This is a genomic window from Pseudomonas sp. AN-1 (genome assembly GCF_034057115.1).
GTDB lineage: Bacteria > Pseudomonadota > Gammaproteobacteria > Pseudomonadales > Pseudomonadaceae > Geopseudomonas.
The window spans coordinates 2,774,013-2,793,499 of sequence record NZ_CP139195.1; the positions used below are offsets into that span (position 1 = coordinate 2,774,013).

20 protein-coding genes are annotated in these 19,487 nt (G+C 70.5%); 15 read left to right on the top strand and 5 right to left on the bottom strand.

Annotated features, from left to right (window positions below; all coding sequences use genetic code 11):
* Positions 1-27: 27 nt before the first annotated feature.
* From SK095_RS13025 to SK095_RS13065, 9 genes are all read left to right on the top strand, one after another.
* The gene (locus SK095_RS13025; protein WP_320546523.1) at positions 28-1,191 is read left to right on the top strand and encodes an isovaleryl-CoA dehydrogenase; all 1,164 of its coding nucleotides are present in this window, start codon (positions 28-30) and stop codon (positions 1,189-1,191) included.
* A 112-nt stretch (positions 1,192-1,303) separates the two neighbouring features.
* Positions 1,304-2,911, top strand: coding sequence for a carboxyl transferase domain-containing protein (locus SK095_RS13030; protein ID WP_320546524.1), 1,608 nt, complete (start codon positions 1,304-1,306; stop codon positions 2,909-2,911).
* Between the two features lie 11 nt (positions 2,912-2,922).
* Positions 2,923-3,723, top strand: coding sequence for a gamma-carboxygeranoyl-CoA hydratase (locus tag SK095_RS13035; protein ID WP_320546525.1), 801 nt, complete (start codon positions 2,923-2,925; stop codon positions 3,721-3,723).
* Positions 3,720-5,672, top strand: a complete 1,953-nt coding sequence (locus SK095_RS13040) for an acetyl/propionyl/methylcrotonyl-CoA carboxylase subunit alpha (RefSeq protein WP_320546526.1) — start codon at positions 3,720-3,722, stop codon at positions 5,670-5,672. Before SK095_RS13035 ends, SK095_RS13040 begins: the two co-directional genes overlap by 4 nt.
* Positions 5,673-5,819: 147 nt before the next feature.
* Positions 5,820-6,719 carry a hydroxymethylglutaryl-CoA lyase gene (locus tag SK095_RS13045; RefSeq protein ID WP_320548897.1) on the top strand — a complete coding sequence of 300 codons (900 nt, stop codon included), beginning with the start codon at positions 5,820-5,822 and terminating at the stop codon, positions 6,717-6,719.
* Positions 6,720-6,801: 82 nt separating this feature from the next.
* A complete protein-coding gene (locus SK095_RS13050) occupies positions 6,802-7,512 on the top strand; it encodes a CoA transferase subunit A (protein WP_320546527.1) in 711 nt (236 codons plus the stop codon).
* A 3-nt stretch (positions 7,513-7,515) separates the two neighbouring features.
* Entirely contained in the window at positions 7,516-8,145 is a 630-nt protein-coding gene (locus SK095_RS13055; protein ID WP_320546528.1) for a CoA transferase subunit B, read from the top strand.
* 292 nt (positions 8,146-8,437) lie between these two features.
* Positions 8,438-8,839: a MerR family transcriptional regulator gene (locus SK095_RS13060; protein ID WP_136491467.1), complete on the top strand. Its 402-nt coding sequence runs from the start codon at positions 8,438-8,440 to the stop codon at positions 8,837-8,839.
* A gap of 46 nt (positions 8,840-8,885) precedes the next feature.
* Positions 8,886-9,266, top strand: coding sequence for a carboxymuconolactone decarboxylase family protein (locus SK095_RS13065; protein ID WP_320546529.1), 381 nt, complete (start codon positions 8,886-8,888; stop codon positions 9,264-9,266).
* Positions 9,267-9,425: 159 nt separating this feature from the next.
* On the opposite strand, the gene SK095_RS13070 is transcribed toward SK095_RS13065, so the two are convergent.
* A complete protein-coding gene (locus tag SK095_RS13070) occupies positions 9,426-9,674 on the bottom strand; it encodes a DUF2790 domain-containing protein (protein ID WP_320548898.1) in 249 nt (82 codons plus the stop codon).
* 364 nt (positions 9,675-10,038) lie between these two features.
* Here SK095_RS13070 and SK095_RS13075 point away from each other — a divergent pair, with 364 nt between their 5' ends.
* Positions 10,039-11,283, top strand: a complete 1,245-nt coding sequence (locus SK095_RS13075) for an OprD family porin (protein WP_320546530.1) — start codon at positions 10,039-10,041, stop codon at positions 11,281-11,283.
* A gap of 13 nt (positions 11,284-11,296) precedes the next feature.
* Here SK095_RS13075 and SK095_RS13080 read toward each other — a convergent pair whose 3' ends face one another.
* The 4 genes from SK095_RS13080 to SK095_RS13095 are packed head-to-tail and all read right to left on the bottom strand — an operon-like array spanning position 11,297 to position 16,121.
* On the bottom strand, positions 11,297-12,190 hold the full coding sequence (locus SK095_RS13080; protein ID WP_320546531.1) for an HlyD family secretion protein: 894 nt from the start codon (positions 12,188-12,190) through the stop codon (positions 11,297-11,299).
* A 22-nt stretch (positions 12,191-12,212) separates the two neighbouring features.
* On the bottom strand, positions 12,213-12,413 hold the full coding sequence (locus SK095_RS13085; RefSeq protein ID WP_136491463.1) for a DUF1656 domain-containing protein: 201 nt from the start codon (positions 12,411-12,413) through the stop codon (positions 12,213-12,215).
* A gap of 29 nt (positions 12,414-12,442) precedes the next feature.
* On the bottom strand, positions 12,443-14,599 hold the full coding sequence (locus tag SK095_RS13090) for an FUSC family protein (protein ID WP_320546532.1): 2,157 nt from the start codon (positions 14,597-14,599) through the stop codon (positions 12,443-12,445).
* A 10-nt stretch (positions 14,600-14,609) separates the two neighbouring features.
* Entirely contained in the window at positions 14,610-16,121 is a 1,512-nt protein-coding gene (locus SK095_RS13095; RefSeq protein WP_320546533.1) for an efflux transporter outer membrane subunit, read from the bottom strand.
* Positions 16,122-16,357: 236 nt separating this feature from the next.
* Here SK095_RS13095 and SK095_RS13100 point away from each other — a divergent pair, with 236 nt between their 5' ends.
* The 5 genes from SK095_RS13100 to SK095_RS13120 all read left to right on the top strand — a co-directional run bounded on the left by SK095_RS13100 (position 16,358) and on the right by SK095_RS13120 (position 19,458).
* Entirely contained in the window at positions 16,358-17,341 is a 984-nt protein-coding gene (locus SK095_RS13100; RefSeq protein WP_136491739.1) for a LysR family transcriptional regulator, read from the top strand.
* A 65-nt stretch (positions 17,342-17,406) separates the two neighbouring features.
* A complete protein-coding gene (locus tag SK095_RS13105; RefSeq protein WP_320546534.1) occupies positions 17,407-17,706 on the top strand; it encodes a hypothetical protein in 300 nt (99 codons plus the stop codon).
* An 85-nt stretch (positions 17,707-17,791) separates the two neighbouring features.
* Entirely contained in the window at positions 17,792-18,238 is a 447-nt protein-coding gene (locus SK095_RS13110; protein ID WP_320546535.1) for a thioesterase family protein, read from the top strand.
* A 216-nt stretch (positions 18,239-18,454) separates the two neighbouring features.
* Positions 18,455-18,976: a hypothetical protein gene (locus SK095_RS13115; RefSeq protein WP_320546536.1), complete on the top strand. Its 522-nt coding sequence runs from the start codon at positions 18,455-18,457 to the stop codon at positions 18,974-18,976.
* A gap of 221 nt (positions 18,977-19,197) precedes the next feature.
* Positions 19,198-19,458: a DUF2790 domain-containing protein gene (locus tag SK095_RS13120; protein WP_320546537.1), complete on the top strand. Its 261-nt coding sequence runs from the start codon at positions 19,198-19,200 to the stop codon at positions 19,456-19,458.
* The last annotated feature ends 29 nt before the right edge of the window (positions 19,459-19,487 follow it).

The following is a 19,487-nucleotide window of genomic DNA, read 5'->3' on the forward strand; positions in this document are numbered from 1 at the left end:
ACTACAAGACAGACAAAAGGTGGTTCCATGACTTACTCCAGCCTCAACTTCGCCCTCGGTGAAACCGTCGACATGCTGCGCGACCAGGTGCGCGCCTTCGTGGACGCCGAGCTGGCGCCGCGTGCCGCCGAGATCGACGCCACCAACACCTTCCCCATGGACATGTGGAAGAAGTTCGGCGAGATGGGCCTGCTCGGCATCACCGTGCCGGAGGAGTACGGCGGCGCGGGCATGGGCTACCTGGCCCACGTGGTGGCCATGGAGGAGATCAGCCGCGCCTCGGCCTCGGTGGCGCTGTCCTACGGCGCGCACTCCAACCTGTGCGTCAACCAGATCAAGCGCAACGGCAGCGAGGCGCAGAAGCAGAAGTACCTGCCCAAGCTGATCAGCGGCGAGCACGTCGGCGCGCTGGCGATGAGCGAGCCGAACGCCGGCTCCGACGTGGTCTCGATGAAGCTGCGCGCCGAGAAGCGCGGCGACCGCTTCGTCCTCAACGGCAGCAAGACCTGGATCACCAACGGCCCGGACGCCAACACCTACGTGATCTACGCCAAGACCGACCTGGACAAGGGCGCGCACGGCATCACCGCGTTCATCGTCGAGCGCGACTGGAAGGGTTTCACCCGCGGCAGCAAGTTCGACAAGCTGGGCATGCGCGGCTCCAACACCTGCGAGCTGTTCTTCGACGACGTCGAGGTGCCGGAGGAGAACGTCCTCGGCCAGCTCAACGGCGGCGTGCGCGTGCTGATGAGCGGCCTCGACTACGAGCGCGTGGTGCTGGCCGGCGGCCCGGTCGGCATCATGCAGTCCTGCCTGGACGTGGTGGTGCCCTACATCCACGACCGCAAGCAGTTCGGCCAGGCCATCGGCGAGTTCCAGTTCATCCAGGGCAAGGTCGCCGACATGTACACCCAGCTCAACGCCAGCCGCGCCTACCTGTACACCGTGGCGCAGGCCTGCGACCGCGGCGAGACCACCCGCAAGGACGCCGCCGGGGTGATCCTCTACACCGCCGAGAATGCCACCCAGATGGCCCTGCAGGCGATCCAGATCCTCGGCGGCAACGGCTACATCAACGAGTTCCCCACCGGACGCCTGCTGCGCGACGCCAAGCTCTACGAGATCGGCGCCGGCACCAGCGAGATCCGCCGCATGCTGATCGGCCGCGAGCTGTTCAACGAGTCGAAATGAGCATGATGGTGCCCACGCTCCGGCGTGGGCACCCCGAACGGACGCTCAGCGTCCTCAAGCGGCACTCCCACGCCGGAGCGTGGGAGCGATCGATCCCGACGGAGTGAGCCCCATGGCCATCCTGCACACCCAGATCAATACCCGTTCGCCGGAGTTCGCCGCCAACAGCGCGGCCATGCTCGAACAGGTGAACAACCTGCGCGCCCTGCTCGGGCGCATCAGCGAGGGCGGCGGCGTCGCCGCCCAGCAGCGTCACACCGCGCGCGGCAAGCTGCTGGTGCGCGAGCGCATCAACGCCCTGCTCGACCCGGGCTCGGCCTTCCTCGAGGTTTCCGCGCTGGCCGCCCACGAGGTGTACGGCGAGGACGTGCCGGCCGCCGGCGTGGTCGCCGGCATCGGCCGGGTCGAGGGCGTCGAGTGCATGATCATCGGCAACGACGCCACCGTGAAGGGCGGCAGCTACTACCCGCTGACCGTCAAGAAGCACCTGCGCGCGCAGACCATCGCCCAGCAGAACCGCCTGCCGTGCATCTACCTGGTCGACTCCGGCGGCGCCAACCTGCCGCGCCAGGACGAGGTGTTCCCCGACCGCGAGCACTTCGGCCGCATCTTCTTCAACCAGGCCAACATGAGCGCCCAGGGCATCCCGCAGATCGCCGTGGTGATGGGCTCGTGCACCGCCGGCGGCGCCTACGTGCCGGCGATGGCCGACGAGACCATCATGGTGCGCAACCAGGCGACCATCTTCCTCGCCGGCCCGCCGCTGGTGAAGGCCGCCACCGGCGAGGTGGTCACCGCCGAGGAACTGGGCGGCGCCGACGTGCACTGCAAGACCTCCGGGGTGGCCGACCACTACGCCGAGAACGACGCCCATGCGCTGGCCATCGCCCGCCGCTGCGTGGCCAACCTCAACTGGCGCAAGCAGGGCCAGCTGGAAAGCGTCGCCCCGCGCGCACCGCTGTACGCCGGCGAGGAGCTGTACGGGGTGATCCCGGCCGACGCCAAGCAGCCGTTCGACGTGCGCGAGGTGATCGCCCGCCTGGTCGACGGCAGCGATTTCGACGAGTTCAAGGCGCTGTTCGGCACCACCCTGGTGTGCGGCTTCGCCCGCCTGCACGGCTATCCCGTAGCCATCCTCGCCAACAACGGCATCCTGTTCGCCGAAGCGGCGCAGAAGGGCGCGCACTTCATCGAGCTGGCCTGCCAGCGCGGCATCCCCCTGCTGTTCCTGCAGAACATCACCGGCTTCATGGTCGGCCAGAAGTACGAGGCCGGCGGCATCGCCAAGCACGGCGCCAAGCTGGTTACCGCGGTGGCCTGCGCCAAGGTGCCGAAGTTCACAGTGATCATCGGCGGCAGCTTCGGCGCCGGCAACTACGGCATGTGCGGGCGCGCCTACGACCCGCGCTTCCTGTGGATGTGGCCGAACGCGCGGATCGGCGTGATGGGCGCGGCCCAGGCCGCCGGCGTGCTCACCCAGGTCAAGCGCGAGCAGGTCGAGCGCAGCGGCAAGACCTTCTCCGCCGCCGAGGAGGAAGCCATCCGCCAGCCGATCCTCGAGCAGTACGAGCGCCAGGGCCACCCCTACTACTCCAGCGCGCGGCTGTGGGATGACGGCGTGATCGACCCGGCGCAGACTCGGCAGGTACTGGCGCTGGCGCTGTCGGCCAGCCTGAACGCCCCCATCGAGCCGACCCCGTTCGGCGTGTTCCGGATGTAAGAGGCCCCGAGATGAGCGACTTCCAGACCATCCAGCTCGACTTCGATCCGCGCGGCTTCGCCACCCTGTGGCTGGACCGCGCCGACAAGAACAACGCCTTCAACGCCACCATGATCCGCGAGCTGATCGACGCCCTCGACCGGGTCAAGGACCACCCCGAACTGCGCTTCCTGATCCTGCGCGGGCGCGGCAAGCACTTTTCCGCCGGCGCCGATCTCGCCTGGATGCGCGAGGCCGCCGAGCTGGACTACGACGCCAACCTGACGGACGCCCACGAGCTGGGCGAGCTGATGTACAACCTCTACCACCTGCCCCTGCCGACCCTGGCCGTGGTGCAGGGCGCCGCCTTCGGCGGCGCGGTGGGCCTCGCCGCCTGCTGCGACATCGCCATCGGCGCCGAGGACGCGCTGTTCTCGCTGTCTGAGGTGCGCATCGGCCTGGCCCCGGCGGTGATCAGCCCGTTCGTGGTCAAGGCCATCGGCGAGCGCGCCGCGCGCCGCTACGCGCTGTCCGCCGAGCGCTTCAATGGCCCCCGCGCCCGCGAACTGGGCCTGCTCGCCGAGTGCTACCCGGCCGCCGAGCTGGACGCCGCGCTGGAGCGCTGGATCGCCGACCTGCAGCTGAACAGCCCGCAGGCGATGAAGGCGACCAAGGACCTGCTCGGCGAGGTCGGCAGCGCCGAGCTGTCGCCGGCCCTGCGCCGCCACACCGAAAGCGCCATCGCCCGCCTGCGCGTCAGCCAGGAAGGCCAGGAGGGCCTGCGCGCCTTCCTCGAGAAACGCAGCCCCGCCTGGCAGGAGAAGCACGCATGACCCGACACATCGACACCCTGCTGGTGGCCAACCGCGGCGAGATCGCCTGCCGGGTGATGCGCACCGCCAAGGCCCTGGGCCTGACCACCGTGGCCGTGCACAGCGCCATCGACGCCGACGCCCGCCACGCCCGCGAGGCCGACATCCGCGTCGACCTCGGCGGCGCCAAGCCGGCCGACAGCTACCTGCTGGTCGACAAGCTGATCGCCGCCGCCAAGGCCAGCGGCGCCCAGGCCATCCACCCCGGCTACGGCTTCCTCTCCGAGAACGCCGGCTTCGCCCGCGCCATCGAGGCGGCCGGGCTGATCTTCCTCGGCCCGCCGGCCAGCGCCATCGACGCCATGGGCAGCAAGTCGGCGGCCAAGGCGCTGATGGAAACCGCCGGCGTGCCGCTGGTGCCCGGCTACCACGGCGAGGCCCAGGACTACGAAACCTTCCGCACCGCCGCCGAGGTGATCGGCTACCCGGTGCTGCTCAAGGCCGCCGCCGGCGGCGGCGGCAAGGGCATGAAGGTGGTCGAGCGCGAGAGCGAGCTGGCCGAGGCGCTGGCCTCCGCCCAGCGCGAGGCGCAGGCCGCCTTCGGCGACTCGCGCATGCTGGTGGAAAAGTACGTGCTCAAGCCGCGCCACGTGGAGATCCAGGTGTTCGCCGACCAGCACGGCAACTGCCTGTACCTCAACGAGCGCGACTGCTCGATCCAGCGCCGCCACCAGAAGGTGGTCGAGGAAGCCCCGGCCCCGGGCCTGTCGCCGGCGCTGCGCCGCGCCATGGGCGAGGCGGCGGTCAAGGCGGCCCAGGCCATCGGCTACGTCGGCGCCGGCACCGTGGAGTTCCTGCTGGATGCGCGCGGCGAGTTCTTCTTCATGGAGATGAATACCAGGCTCCAAGTAGAACACCCGGTCACCGAGGCGATCACCGGCCTCGACCTGGTCGCCTGGCAGATCCGCGTCGCCCGCGGCGAGCCGCTGCCGATCAGCCAGGAGCAGGTGCCGCTGATCGGCCACGCCATCGAGGTGCGCCTGTACGCCGAGGATCCGGACCACGACTTCCTGCCGGCCACCGGCACCTTGGAGCTGTACCGCGAGCCGAGCGCCGGCCCCGGCCGCCGGGTCGACAGCGGCGTGGCCGAGGGCGACACCGTCTCCCCCTTCTACGACCCGATGCTCGGCAAGCTGATCGCCTGGGGCGAGAACCGCGAGGAGGCGCGCCAGCGCCTCCTGGCCATGCTCGCCGAGACCGCGGTGGGCGGGGTCAGGACCAACCTGGCCTTCCTGCGCCGCGTGCTGGCCCACCCGGCGTTCGCCAATGCCGAGCTGGACACCGGCTTCATCCCGCGCCACCAGGCGCAGCTGCTGCCGCCTCCGGGCGAGCTGCCGGAAAGCTTCTGGCAGCTGGCCGCCAGCGCCTTCGTGCAGGGCGAGGCCGAGCGCGTGCGCGGCGACGATCCGCACTCGCCCTGGCAGGGCAACTGCGGCTGGCGCGCCGGCCTGCCGGCGGAAACCGACCTCGCCCTGAGCTGCGGCGACACCCAGCGCGTGGTGCGCCTGCGCGCCGGCAGCGCGCCGCAGGCGCGGCTGGTCGGCGAGCATCTGCTGGTCGAGCAGGACGGCCTGCGCCGCCAGCACCTGGCGATCCGCCGCGGCGACAGCCTGTACCTGCAGTGGGGCAGCGAGCTGCGCGGCGTGCAGCGCGTCGACCCGATCGCCGAGGCCGAGGCCAGCCACGCCCACCACGGCGGGCTGACCGCGCCGATGAACGGCAGCATCGTCCGCGTGCTGGTCGAGGCCGGCCAGCACGTCGAGGCCGGCACCGCCCTGGTGGTACTGGAAGCGATGAAGATGGAGCACAGCATCCGCGCGCCGCAGGCCGGGGTGGTCAAGGGCCTGTACTGCAGCGAGGGCGAACTGGTCAGCGAAGGCGCCGCGCTGGTGGAGCTGGAAGAGGCCTGAAAGCAGACGCCAGTCCCTGTAGGGGCGAATTCATTCGCCATGTATGGTGCAAGGGCGAATGAATTCGCCCCTACGGTCAAGCCCATCACCAACCGGCGTCACAGAGCCCACCGCCCGACACGGAAACCGCAGATGAAGACAACCACCATTGCCCTGCCCCAGCACGTCCGCCTGGTCGAAGTCGGCCCGCGCGACGGCCTGCAGAACGAGAAACAGCCGATCAGCGTCGCCGACAAGGTGCGCCTGGTCGACGACCTGAGCGCCGCCGGCGTCGAATACGTCGAGGTCGGCAGCTTCGTCTCGCCCAAGTGGGTGCCGCAGATGGCCGGCTCCGCCGAGGTGTTCGCCCAGATCCGGCAGAAATCCGGCGTCACCTACGCCGCACTGACCCCCAACATGCAGGGCTTCGAGGCGGCCATGCTCGCCGGGGTGAAGGAGGTCGCGGTGTTCGCCGCCGCCAGCGAGGCCTTCTCGCAGAAGAACATCAACTGCTCGATCAGCGAGAGCCTGCAGCGCTTCGTGCCGGTGATGGACGCCGCCCGCGAGCAGGGCATCCGCGTGCGCGGCTACGTGTCCTGCGTGCTCGGCTGCCCCTACGAGGGCGAGGTCGCCCCGCAGCAGGTCGCCGCGGTGGCCCGCGAGCTGTTCGAGATGGGCTGCTACGAGATCTCCTTGGGCGACACCATCGGCACCGGCACCGCCGGCAAGACCCGCACCCTGTTCGAGACGGTCGGCCGCGACATCCCGCGCGACAAGCTGGCCGGGCACTTCCACGACACCTACGGCCAGGCGCTGGCGAACATCTACGCCAGCCTGCTGGAAGGCATCCACGTGTTCGACAGCTCGGTGGCAGGCCTCGGCGGCTGCCCCTACGCCAAGGGGGCGAGCGGCAACGTGGCCAGCGAGGACGTGCTCTATCTGCTCAACGGCCTGGGCATCCACACCGGCATCGACATCGACGCGCTGATCGCCGCCGGCGAGCGCATCTGCGCCGTGCTCGGCCGCGACAACGGCTCGCGGGTGGCGCGCGCCCGGCGCGGCGCCTGACGCTCTTCTCCCCCTCTCCCGCCAGCGGGAGAGGCAGCACAACACCCGACGCCACGAACAGAACAACAAGCGAGGCATCCCGATGAACAAGCTCTACCCCAACGCCCACGCCGCCCTCGACGGGCTGGTGGAGGACGGCATGACCATCGCCGTCGGCGGCTTCGGCCTGTGCGGCATCCCCGAGGCGCTGATCGCCGCCCTGCGCGACAGCGGCCGCAAGAACCTCACCGCCATCAGCAACAACGCCGGCGTCGACGGCTTCGGCCTCGGCCAGCTGCTCGCCACCCGGCAGATCAAGAAGATGATTTCCTCCTACGTCGGCGAGAACAAGGAGTTCGAGCGCCAGTACCTGGCCGGCGAGCTGGAGCTGGAGTTCACCCCGCAGGGCACCCTGGCCGAGAAGCTGCGCGCCGGCGGCGCCGGCATCCCGGCGTTCTTCACCAAGACCGGCTACGGCACCCTGGTCGCCGAGGGCAAGGAGACCCGCCAGTTCGACGGCGAGTGGTACGTCATGGAGCGTTCGCTGACCGCCGACGTGGCGCTGGTCAAGGCGTGGAAGGCCGACAAGGCCGGCAACCTGCTGTTCCGCAAGACCGCGCGCAACTTCAACCCGCTGGCGGCGATGGCCGGCAAGGTCTGCGTGGTCGAGGTCGAGGAGCTGGTCGAGACCGGCGCGCTGGACGCCGACCAGATCCACCTGCCGGGCATCTACGTGCAGCGCATCGTGGTCAACGCCACGCCCGAGAAACGCATCGAGCAACGCACACTTTCTACAAAAGCAGGGAGGAGCTGAACCATGGCCTGGACCCGCGAACAGATGGCGCAGCGCGCCGCCCAGGAGCTGCAGGACGGCTTCTACGTCAACCTCGGCATCGGCCTGCCGACCCTGGTGGCCAACTACATCCCCGAAGGCATGGACGTCTGGCTGCAGAGCGAGAACGGCCTGCTCGGCATCGGCCCGTTCCCCACCGAGGACGAGGTCGACCCGGACCTGATCAACGCCGGCAAGCAGACCATCACCACCCTGCCCGGCAGCAGCTTCTTCGACAGCGCGGCAAGCTTCGCGATGATCCGCGGCGGCCACATCAACCTGTCGATCCTCGGCGCCATGCAGGTGTCGGCCCAGGGCGACCTGGCCAACTGGATGATCCCCGGCAAGATGGTCAAGGGCATGGGCGGGGCGATGGACCTGGTGGCCGGGGTCAAGCGCGTGGTGGTGCTGATGGAGCACACCGCCAAGGGCGGCGCGCACAAGATCCTCGAGCACTGCGACCTGCCGCTGACCGGCGTCGGCGTGGTCGACCGCATCATCACCGACCTGGCCGTGCTCGACGTCACCGCAGAGGGCCTCAGGCTGGTCGAGCTGGCCGAGGGCGTCAGCTTCGACGAGCTGCAGGCCGCCACCGGCTGCCTGGTCCAGCGCTAAGGCTTGCGCAGGGTGGACAACGGCGCAGCCTTGTCCACCGCCATGGTGGGAAATCGCTGCGCGAGTTTCCCACCCTGCCCTGCTCCATTCACGACGCCTACGAGAACAACAACATGCACGACGTCGTCTTCCCCAGCGCTCTGCCGAGCCACCACGACCACCATCCGGGCCAGTCGACCCGGTGCATCGGCGATGGCCAAGGTGTAGCCTTGTCCGTCGAACGCCCATGAACAGCGCAACTCCGGCCCCCGTGCGGCGCCGGGCGCGCACGCCGACCGATGTGGAAAACCCAATGGCGAAGCAGACCTACAGCATCTCCGACCTGGCCCAGGAGCTGGACGTGACCACCCGGGCCATCCGCTTCTACGAGGAGCAGGGCATGCTCACGCCGCAGCGCCGCGGCCAGGAGCGCATCTACAGCCCCAAGGACCGCGTGGCCCTCAAGCTGATCCTGCGCGGCAAGCGCCTCGGCTTCTCGCTGGCCGAGTGCAAGACCCTGATCGGCCTGTACGACCCGCAGGCCGGCAACAAGAAGCAGCTGCACAGCATGCTGGCGCTGATCGCCGAGCGCCGCCTGCAGCTGGAGCAGCAGCTGCTCGACATCCGCCAGATGCAGCTGGAGCTGGACACCGCCGAGGAGCGCTGCCGCGCCGCCCTGCTGCAAATCGACGACGACACCATCCTTCCCGAGTAACCCGCCGGCGCCTGCGCGCAGGCGCCCTTCCTTCAGGAAATCCCCGATGACCGACAGCCACGAGCAGGGCCTCAGGGTCCGCCGCGAGGTGATGGGCGACGCCTTCGTCGACCGCGCCCTGGGCAACGCCACCGAGTTCACTGCCCCGCTGCAGGAGTTCGTCAACGCCCACGCCTGGGGCGGGGTGTGGACCCGCGAGGGCCTGCCGCGCAAGACCCGCAGCCTGATCACCCTCGCCGCGCTCACCGCGCTGAAATGCCCGCAGGAACTCAAGGGCCACGTGCGCGGCGCGCTGAACAACGGCTGCACGGTGGAGGAGATCCGCGAGGCGCTGCTGCACTGCGCGGTGTACGCCGGCGTGCCGGCGGCCATCGACGCCTTTCGCGCCGCCCAGGAAGTGATCGACGCCTGGCAGCAGGAAGACTGATCCCGCCGGCGCCCGCCAAGGGCCGCGGTGACGGGGCGGGCGCCGGGCGACGAACGCCCGGCGCAGGCAAGGGATGGCGCACGACCTGCGCAACGAGGCGAATCCGCCGGCCGCGCGCCATGTCCGGTCGGCCCCGGATCCAGGCCGAATGGGGAGGAATCAGCCGTCCCGGCAGCCGTTGCCCATGACCAGATACTCCAGGGTATGCCGCTGGCCCTGGTGGTCTTCGTAGACCATCTGCACCGGGACGGTGCCACACACATCGGGAATCTCGCTGCGGCTGATCACCCGGGCGACATCCAGATCCATCCCGTAGTGGTACTTCTCCACCGGACCATTGTCGACAGTTTCGCCGGCCAGGGCGACGCACGAGATTCCCGACAAGAGCAATAAAGCCAACGCTTTCATCTGCTGTTTACCATGTTCAAGACGGCGCCGTTGTACCGGGCGCACAATGTGGAAGTTCCCGCCGGGGATGACCGGCCGGAACTCTTGCGGAGAATCGCCGGAGCGATTGCGCAATCGAAATTAGCCTGGGTAGAAAGTTGTCTCTTCGTGGGAGACGCGCCAATTCTACGCGGGACGGCGCAGGCATTTAACCGGCGATCGGATAAAACACCTTTTACCAAATTGACAATAATTCCGACTTTGGTCTATCCGGCAAAAACATCTCCGAAGTGCATGGCAGAATTCGCCGCCGGCCGCACTCCAGAGGCGGCCGAACCCGTCCCGCTGCCCCGTGCAGAATCCACCTGATCGAAGAAATTCCCCGATGCCCGCACTCAGCCACACTGCAAGACTGGCCGGTTTTGCCGGATTGCTATTGCCGTTTTTCGCCCACGCCGAGCTGGTCAGGGACAGCCAGCTCGACGCCACCCTGCGCAACTTCTACCTGCACCGCGACTACCGCCAGGAAGGCGCCGAGCAGTCCCGCGCGGGCAGCTGGGCCCAGGCCCTGTATCTGCGCTTTCGCTCCGGTTTCACCGAAGGTGACCTTGGTTTCGGTGTCGATGCCACCAGTTTCCACGCCCTGAAACTGGACGGCGGCAGCGGCACCAGCCGCGACGGCAGCCTGCCCTACGACCACGACAGCCTCGATCCGGCCGACCAGTTCGGCCGCGGCGGCGCCACCCTGAAGATGCGCCATGCCAAGTCCCTGCTGCGGATCGGCCTGCTCGAACCGCAATTGCCGGTGGCATTCCAGGACGACGTGCGCGTATTGCCGCAGACATTCGAAGGCGTACTGCTCGAATCCAACGACATCGACAGACTAAAGTTGACCGCCGGGCAACTCTGGAACATGAGCACGCGCGCATCCAGCAACCGCGACAAGTTGTATCTGGAAGGCGACAGCGAAGCACTGGGCAGCGACGAAATGAACTTCTTCGGCGCCGACTACCAATGGACGGAACGACTGAAGACCAGCTACTGGTTTTCCAATCTGAAAGACATCTACGACCAGCACTATCTTTCCCTGGAACATCGCCTGCCGCTGGCCGACGACACGCTGCTGAGTACCACGCTGCGCTATTACCAGCACGACGAATCGGGCGAAGCGCTGTCCGGAAGCATCGACAACCACAGCTACGGACTGAAGGTCAGCCTGCAGCGGAGCGTGCACACCTTCAGCGCCAGCTACCAGCGCATGCTCGGCGCCGACGCCCACCCGCTGCTCGGCGGCTACACCCCGCAGCTCACCCTGGTCAACTGGGTCACCAACGGCGGCTTCGTCAATGCCGGCGAGCGCTCCTGGCAACTGCGCTACGACTACAGCTTCGCCGGATTCGGCCTGCCCGGACTGGTCTTCATGACCCGCTACACCAGCGGCAGCGACATCGTCCGCGGCGCCAGTTCGCACGAGAGCGAATACGAGCGCGACACCGACCTCAAGTACACCGTGCAGAGCGGCCGCCTGCGCGACCTGTCGGTGCAGCTGCGCAACTCCACGGTGCGCACCAGCTTCGCCAGGGACTACGACGAGCTGCGCCTGATCACCAGCTACACCTTCAGGTTCTGAGCCCTCCTCCCCCTCACCAGCGGTCGGGCACCGCCCGCGGCTCGCCGCTGGGCGGGCTGACGATCACCGTGCAGGTCATCCCCGCGGCCAGCTCCAGCCCTTCGGGCAGCTCGTCGAGGCGGATGCGCACCGGCACGCGCTGGGCCAGGCGCACCCAGTTGAAGGTCGGGTTGACGTCGGCGGTCAGCTCGCGGCTTTCCGGGTTGTCGCGGTCATAGATGCCGCGGGCGATGCCTTCCACCCGGCCGCTGAACCGCTCGCCGCTCATCAGGCGCAGCTCGGCGCGGTCGCCGGTGCGGATCAGCGGCAGACGGGTCTCCTCGAAGTAGCCGTAGACGTAGAAGGAATGCCGGTCGACCAGAGCCAGCGCCGCCTCGCCGCGCTCGGCGAAGTCGCCCTCGAACAGGTTGAGGTTGGTGATGTAGCCGTCCGCCGGGGCACGCACCTCGGTGCGCGCCAGCTGCAGGCGCGCCTCGTCGAGACGGGCCTGCGCCTCCAGCAGGTCGGCGCGCGCCGCCGCGGCCAGGTGCCCGGCATCGCTGCGGCTCTCCCGCGACACCACCCGCTCGTCGATGTCGGCGCGCCGCGCCGCGTTGTCCTCGCGCATCGCCAGTTCGGCGCGCCGCGCCGCCACCAGCGCCTCGGCCTGGCGCAGCGCGGTGCGATAGTGCGCGGGGTCGATGCGCAGCAGCAGGTCGCCCTTGCGCACCAGCTGGTTGTCGTGCACTGCCACCTCGATCACCAGCCCGGCGACGTCCGGAGCGATGTTGATCACCTCGGCGCGCACCCGGCCGTCACGGGTCCAGGCCGCATCCATGTAGTGCAGCCAGAGGCTGCGCACCAGCAGCACGGCGGCGGCGAAGACCAGCAGGGTGAAGACGACGCTGATGATTCTTTTCCAGGGCATATCCAGGCTCGTTCGCGGCAAATCATTGGTAGACGTACAGCATCAGGGCGCCGTACAGGCAGGTGAACAGGCTGGCGCGCAGCAGGGTCGGGTGCCAGGCGTGGCGGTACAGCCCGCTCCAGGCCACCAGGCGGTCGATGGCCCAGCCGACGGCCAGGGTGATGACGAACAGCAGGGTCAGGTTCGGCAGGTAGACGCCGAACAGGGCGATCTCGCGCGGCATCTAGAGGCCTTTCCGGTGGGTTCGCATGCTCAGCTCCGGCGCCCGGCCGCCAGCGGCGAATGGGGGTCGAGCAGCGAGCTGCGGATCAAGTGCAGGTAGCTCAGCACCCGGCGCAGCGGCGAGCTGTCGAACTGTGGCGGGCGCCGTTCCGGGGTCTGTCGCACGGTGGCGATGGCCTGCTCCACCGCCGCCAGGGCGCGCTGGCGATTGCCCTCGTCGGGCTGGATGAACAGGCGCACCAGGGCGCGGCCGAGGGCGCGCACGCTGGCCTGCCAGGGCATGCCCTCGCCGTAGCAGGGTTCGCCGGGCAGACGCGCCTGCTCCTGGCGCAGCTCGATCACCGCGTGGCCGATCTCCAGCACGGCGAACATCCAGCGCAGCAGGCGGCGCTGCACCTCGGGGCGCCCGGCGGCCAGACCGTGGGCCTGACTGAGCAGGTCGCGGGTGCCGCTCTCGAAGCCGGCGGCCAGTCCCCGGAGCCTACCGCCGACGGCGAACACCACGCGCATGCGCAGGTCGTGTTCCAGGCGCCGCCACAGCCAGGGGCGGTCCGGTGGCAGGATCAGCGCGTTGGCCAGCGCGGTCACGCCCATCGCCAGCAGGGCGGCGAGGTATTCGTTGAGCAGCCGGTTGAAGTCGTAGGACGGCAGGTTGGCCGGCAGGGCGACGATGCAGAACCACAGCAGCAGGCCGGCGCCGTAGCCCATGCTCTGGCGGCGCGCCAGCAGCCAGGCGCCGAGGGCGAACACCGGCGCCAGCGCGCAGCACAGCAGGGCGAAGCCGTCCAGCCAGGGCAGCACCCGGAACTGCAGCAGGCCGCCGAGCACGGCGCTGCCCGCGGCGCCGACCAGCAGCTGCCAGGCCAGGCGCCGCGGATTGGGCGCGGTGCTGACCAGCGCCGAGACCATCGCCGCGGTGAGTACGAAGGTGCCGCCGCTCGGCCAGGCGCTGGCGATCCAGAAGGCGCCGAGGCCGAGGATCAGCAGCGCGCAGCGCATCCCCGCCACCGCCGCGGCCATGCCGTTGGCGCGCGGGGTGAAGCTGTCCCGCCACTGCTCGCGGGCGTGGTGGTGCTCGAGCAGCGAGGCGTGGGTCAGCGCGTAGTCGTGCAGGTCGCCGCTGAAGCGGTAGAGCTGCTCGGCGGCGGTGTTGAAGTCGAGCAGCTGCTGCTCGTCGGGAGCCTGCGCCAGCAGCGCCGCGCGCGCATCGCGGATCCGCTGCATCAGCACCCGCCGGCTGCCTTCCAGGCGCGCGGCCAGCACCGTCGCGTCGGCCTCGCTGCACAGGTGCTGGCCGAGCGGCGCCAGCACCGCGCCGACCTCGGCCAGGCAGGGCGCCAGCGCCGTGCACACCTGCGCGCCGGCCTCGCCCTGCAGGCGCTGCAGCAGCTGGTGCAGACCGTGGAAACGGGTCGAGAGCACCATGAACTCGTGGTTGAGGCGTCCCAGCCGGCCGCTGCGCAGGCGCATGTGCGGGTCCTCGAAGGCGCTGGCGTTGCGCAGGTTGTCGAGCAGCACCGCCTCGCCGGCGAAGCGCGCGTTGAGCTGCTCCAGGCGCGCGGTGTCGGGCTGGCCGTACAGGCCGGCGGCGGCGAAGGCGGCGAAGTCGCGAAAGCGCGTGGCCAGCAGGCGGCGCAGGCTGGCGCTGCTGTTCTGCGGCAGCAGCAGCGCGCTGACCAGTCCCGAGCAGAGGATGCCCAGGCTGATCTCCAGCACCCGCCACAGCGCCTGCATGAACGCCCCCTGCGGATCGGCGATGGCCGGCAGGCCGATCAGCGCCGCGGTGTAGCCGGCCAGCACGCAGGCATAGCCGCGGAAGTCGCGGTAGCGCGCCGCGCCGACCGTGCACAGGCCGATCCACAGCGCCAGGCAGAGCAGGAACAGCACGCGCTCCTGGGCGAACAGGGCGAGCAGCGGGATCATCACCGTCAGCCCGAGCAGGGTGCCGATGATCCGGTAGAAGCTCTTGGCCAGCACTTGGCCGCTTTCCGGCTGCATGACGATGAACACCGTGGCCAGCACCGTGCTCGGCTGCGGCAGCTCCAGCCGGTAGGCCAGCCACAGGGCGAGGAAGGCGCTGAGCAGGGCCTTGAAGACGAACGCCCAGACCGGCCACTCGTCCTGCAGCCACTCGTCGAAGCCGCGGCGCAGGGCGCCGGGCAGTGCGGGCGTGGCCGGGCCGTTCATGCCGGGCACCTCAGCGCCGCCCCGGCAGTTGCAGGCGCACCGCGCGCGGCTGCAGCCGCTCGTCCGCCGGCGCGCTGCCGGCCTCCAGCACGCCGCCGCCGAGCGCCACCCACAGCTCGGCCTGGGCGGCCAGCCGCTCGGCCAGCACCTGCTGCTGCAGGCGCCGCTGGGCGAACACCCCGCCCTGCGCGGCCAGCGCCTCGCGGGCATCGCTCAGCCCGCGCTCGTGGGCCTCGCGCGCCAGCTCGACGCGCCGCTCGGCGGTGGTCAGCCCCCGGGCGACGAAGCCCTCCTGCTCGTGCAGCGAGTGCAGGCGCACCAGCAGGTCGGCGACCCCCTTGAGCGCCTGCACCAGGGTGCGGTTGTACTGCTCGACGGCGAGGTCGTAGCCGGCCGTCTCGGCGCCGAGCCGGCCGCGCCGTGCGCCGCCGTCGAAGATCGGCAGGCTGAGCGCCGGGCCGAGTCCCCAGCTCAGCTTGTCGTGGCGCAGGAAATCCAGCGCGCCGCCCTGGGTGGCGGCGCGGCCGAAACTGCCGAGCAGGTCGACGTTGGGATAGAAGTCGGCCCTGGCCACCTCGATGCCGCGCGCCGCCGCCGCCACCTGCCAGCGGCTGGCGACCACGTCGGGGCGCCGGCCGAGCAGCTCCAGCGGCAGCGCGCTGGGCAGCTGCGCCGCCGCGTGCAGGGCCAGGCGCGGGCGCTCGAGCTCGGCGGCGGCAGCCGGCCCGGCGCCGGCCAGGGCGGCCAGCTGGTGGCGGCTGAGGGCGATGGCCTCGTGCGCCAGGTCGAGCTGGCGGTGCGCCTCCGGCAGCGGCGCCTCGGCCTCGGCGATCTCCTGCTCGGTGCCCAGGCCGATGCGCTTGCGCTCGCGGGCCAGCGCCAGCAGCTCCTCGCGCTGGTGCAGCTCGGCCCGGGCGATGTCCAGCTCGGCATGCTGGCGGGCCAGGCGGATGTAGGCGCGCACCACGCTGCCCTGCAGCGCCAGCGCGGCGGCGCGCTGCTCGGTGGCGGCGAGCCGCGCCCGGCTCAGCGCCTGCTCGCGCTGGCTGCGCAGGCGGCCCCAGAGGTCGAGGTCGTAGCTCAGGGCGAAGGCGGCGGTGTTGTTCCAGGTGCTGGCGTCCGCCAGCGGGCCGGGGCCGTAGAAGTTGTCGGTCGGCCAGCGCTTGCGCTGCAGGGCGGCATCCAGGCCGACCTGCGGCGCCTGCGCGGCCGCCGCGACGCCGGCCAGCGCCTCGGCCTGGCGCAGGCGCGCGGCGGCCATCGCCAGGTCGGGACTGCCGGCCAGCGCGCGCTCGACCCAGGCGTCCAGCTGGACGTCGCCGTAGGCGCGCCACCACTGCGCCTGCGGCCAGCCGGCCTCGCGCGCGGCATGGCGGATCGCCGCGCCGGCGGGCAGCGCCGCGTCGTCGGCCAGCTCGGCCTGCGGAACCAGGTCGCCGCTGGGAATGCAGCCGGGGAGCGAGGAGATGACGGTAACCAGCAGACTGACGAGAAGCGGACCGGGCCGAACGATGGCGGGCACTGCGACGGATCCTGGAAGGAGGCGGGGAGCCGGAAGGAGCGGCGATTCTAAGAGCCGGCCCGGAGCAGGATAAGCGCCCGGATAGGTGATGGATTGTGTCCTGTTGGTTCATAATCGGCTGACAAACTTTGTGACACAATCGCTGTCTACCCGCCGAGGACTCCGGTTTTCGCAGGACGCGCCCCCACCCAGGAACTGCCGGGATCCCAGCCCGTTGCCTGCCCCACTGGAGCCCGATGGACATCCTCTTCAACATGCGCGCCTTCGTCTGCGTGGCGGAGACCGGCAGCTTCACCGCCGCCGCTGCACGCCTGGACCTGACCACCTCCTACGTGTCGCGCGCGGTCGCCGCCCTGGAAACCCACCTGCGCACCCGCCTGCTGCACCGCACCACGCGGCGCATCGCCCTCACCGAGGCCGGCCAGCGCTACCTGCGCCGCTGCCAGCAGATCCTCGGCGAGATCGCCGAGGCTGAGGCCGAGGCCGGCGACGCCCATGCGCTGCCGGCCGGCAACCTCCGCCTGCACGCCATGCCGGGCATCGGCCAGCACTACCTGATCCCGGCGGCGGCCGCCTACAGCGAGCAGTTCCCCGAGGTCAGCTTCGACCTGACCCTCAACAACCGCACCCCCGACATCCTCGACGAGGGCTACGACGTCTCGGTGATCACCGCGCGCGAGCTGCCCGATTCCGGGCTGATCTCCAAGCAGCTGGGCACCATCTACAGCGTGCTGTGCGCCGCGCCCGACTACCTGGCCCGGCACGGCGTGCCCGCACAGCCCGCCGACTTGCAGCGCCACCGCTGCCTGCGCCTGGTCTACCCGGTGATGAGCCTCGACAAGTGGCTGCTCGACGGCCCCGACGGCCAGGAGCTGGTCACCGTCGGCCGCAGCCACTTCCAGGTCAATACCGTCGAGGCCATGACCGTGGCGCTGCGCGCCGGCATGGGCATCGGCGCGCTGCCGGTGTACTCGGCGCTGCGCAGCCTGCAGGACGGCAGCCTGGTGCGCGTGCTGCCCGGGCACACCCTGTATCCGCTGGGGGTCTATGCGCTCTATCCGTCGCGCCAGTACCTGGACGCCAAGATCCGCACCTGGGTGGAATTCCTGCGCGAGCGCCTGCCGGCGCGCCTGGCCGCCGACGAGCAGCTGCTGCTCGACTGCAGCCCCGGGAGCAGGCGCGCGGCCGCGCCGACACAAAGTCTTACAGCCCCGGATTGAGCCATCCGCGCGCGCGGCGGTCCTAGTGGGAGGCCGGATCTGCCGGCGCCACAGGAGCCCCGTTCATGCTTTCGCGTCTTGTCCTCGTCACCGCCCTGCTCGCCGGCCTGGCGCTGCTCATCCAGGCGCCGGCCCAGGCCTCCGACCGTGACGACCACTACCGCTACGACCGCTACGACGAAGTCCGGCGCGCGCCGGCGTACTACCACGAGCCGCGCCCGGTCTACCGCGACCGCTACTACCGGCCCGCCCCGGCCTACCGCCCGGCGCCCCGCTACCGCCACGAGCGCCACCGCCATGCCCATCGACACGACCACTACCGTCGCCATCACCGCGACCACTACTACAGCGACCGGCGCTGGTAGCGCTGACGGCGGCGCGGCGCCGACATGACGCCGCGCCGCAGCGGAGCTTAGACTCGGGCCATCGTCCATCCCGCGAGGATCGCCCATGGCCCGCCTGCAACTCGACCTGCCCGAAGACGGCTTCCGCTTCTCCACGCGCATGACCGTGCGCAGCACCGACATCAACGCCGGCCAGCACCTCGGCAACAACGCGCTGGTCTCCATGCTCTCCGAGGCGCGCTCGCGCTTCCTGTTCGCCGAGGGCATCGACGACGCCGGCGACGAGGACGGCCTCGGCATCGTGGTCACCGACCTCGCCACCCTGTACAGGGCCGAGGCCTTCGCCCGCGACGAGCTGCTGTTCGAGGTCGGCGTGATGGACTTCAACAAGTACGGCGGCGACATCACCTACCGGGTCAGCCGCCCGGACGACGGCGCGCTGATCGCGCTGGCCAAGAACGGCTTCGTGTTCTTCGACTACCGCGCCAGCAAGGTGGTGCCGATGCCCGAGGCGTTCCGCGCGCGCTTCCCGGGCGTCAGCCAGGCGGTCTGACGGCCCGCCCCGCATCAGACCGCCGGCCGCGCCCGCCGGCGCAGACTGGCTAGACTTGCAGCGAGGCAGCGCGCCTTGGGCGGTACAGCGGAGCGTCGGCTGGGCCCGGTAAGGAGAAATCCTCTCGGCTCCCGAGGTTGCCATGTACTTCCCACCCCTGCGGCCAGCCCGGCTGGCCCGCCCCCGCCGTCCCCATCCGTGCACCGGGAGACGGCCATGAGCCGCCGGACTGCACGTCCGCGCCCGGCCCAGGCCGGCCGCCAGCTGATCGTCGCGCCCATCCTGCTGCTCGGCCTCGGCCTGGCTCTGGCGCTGGTGCTGAATCCCCAGCGGCCCACCCCGCCCCCGCCGCCGGCCCAGCCCGCGCCGCCGCTGGTGGCGATCAATCCGCCAGCGGAGCCGCCAGCGCCAACGCCGCCACCGGAACCCGCGCCGGCCGCGCAGCCACAGCCTGCCCCGGCGGCCAGGCCGGCGACGCCCAGGGAGCTGACCGAGTGCCTGCCGCGCGGCAGCCACACGCTCGACAATGCAGTGGCGCGCTGCCGCTTCGGCACTCCCGACGGCGCACCGCAGGCCGCGGCCGCCCAGCCGCCGGCCAAGACCGCCGCCCCCCGCGAACTCCGCCATTGCCTGCGCCCCGGCAGCAACGTGCTGGACAACGAGGTGGCGCGCTGCCGCTTCGGCACCCCCGACGGCGCCCCCAGGGCTGCGCGCTCGCGCCCGCCGGCCCAGGGCTAGCCGCGGCGCCGGGCGCCGGGCGCCGGGCGCCGGACGCACAGAAGCACCGGCGATCAGCGCCCGCGCCGCTACTTCCTAACGATTGGCCGCGGGCAGCGCCCGCGGCCTTTACGCGTCCGGAAGCTGGCTAGAATTTGTCCGTGGCGTGACGCTGTAGGCCGCACGGAACCGTCGGCTCGCCCGAGTAGGGAAATGTCCTGTCGGAATCGCTGAGGTACCCCATGAACATCAAATACTGCCTGCTGCCCCTGCTGGCCTGCTCGAGCCTGGCGCTGGCGGCCGAACCGCCGGCCGAACCCTATGCCTACGGCATGCGCCTGGACATCGCCCGGGTGGTGGAGATCGTCGAACCCTACGAGCTGTACGGCACCTGCCGCGTGGTGCCGGCGCGGATGACCTACGAGGACTCCACCGGCCAGTTGCAGACCCTCGAATACCTGCGCATGAGCAGCGTGTGCAGCGACATCGAGGGCAGCCTCTGAGCCTGGGCGCGCAGCGGCCGGAGCATCCG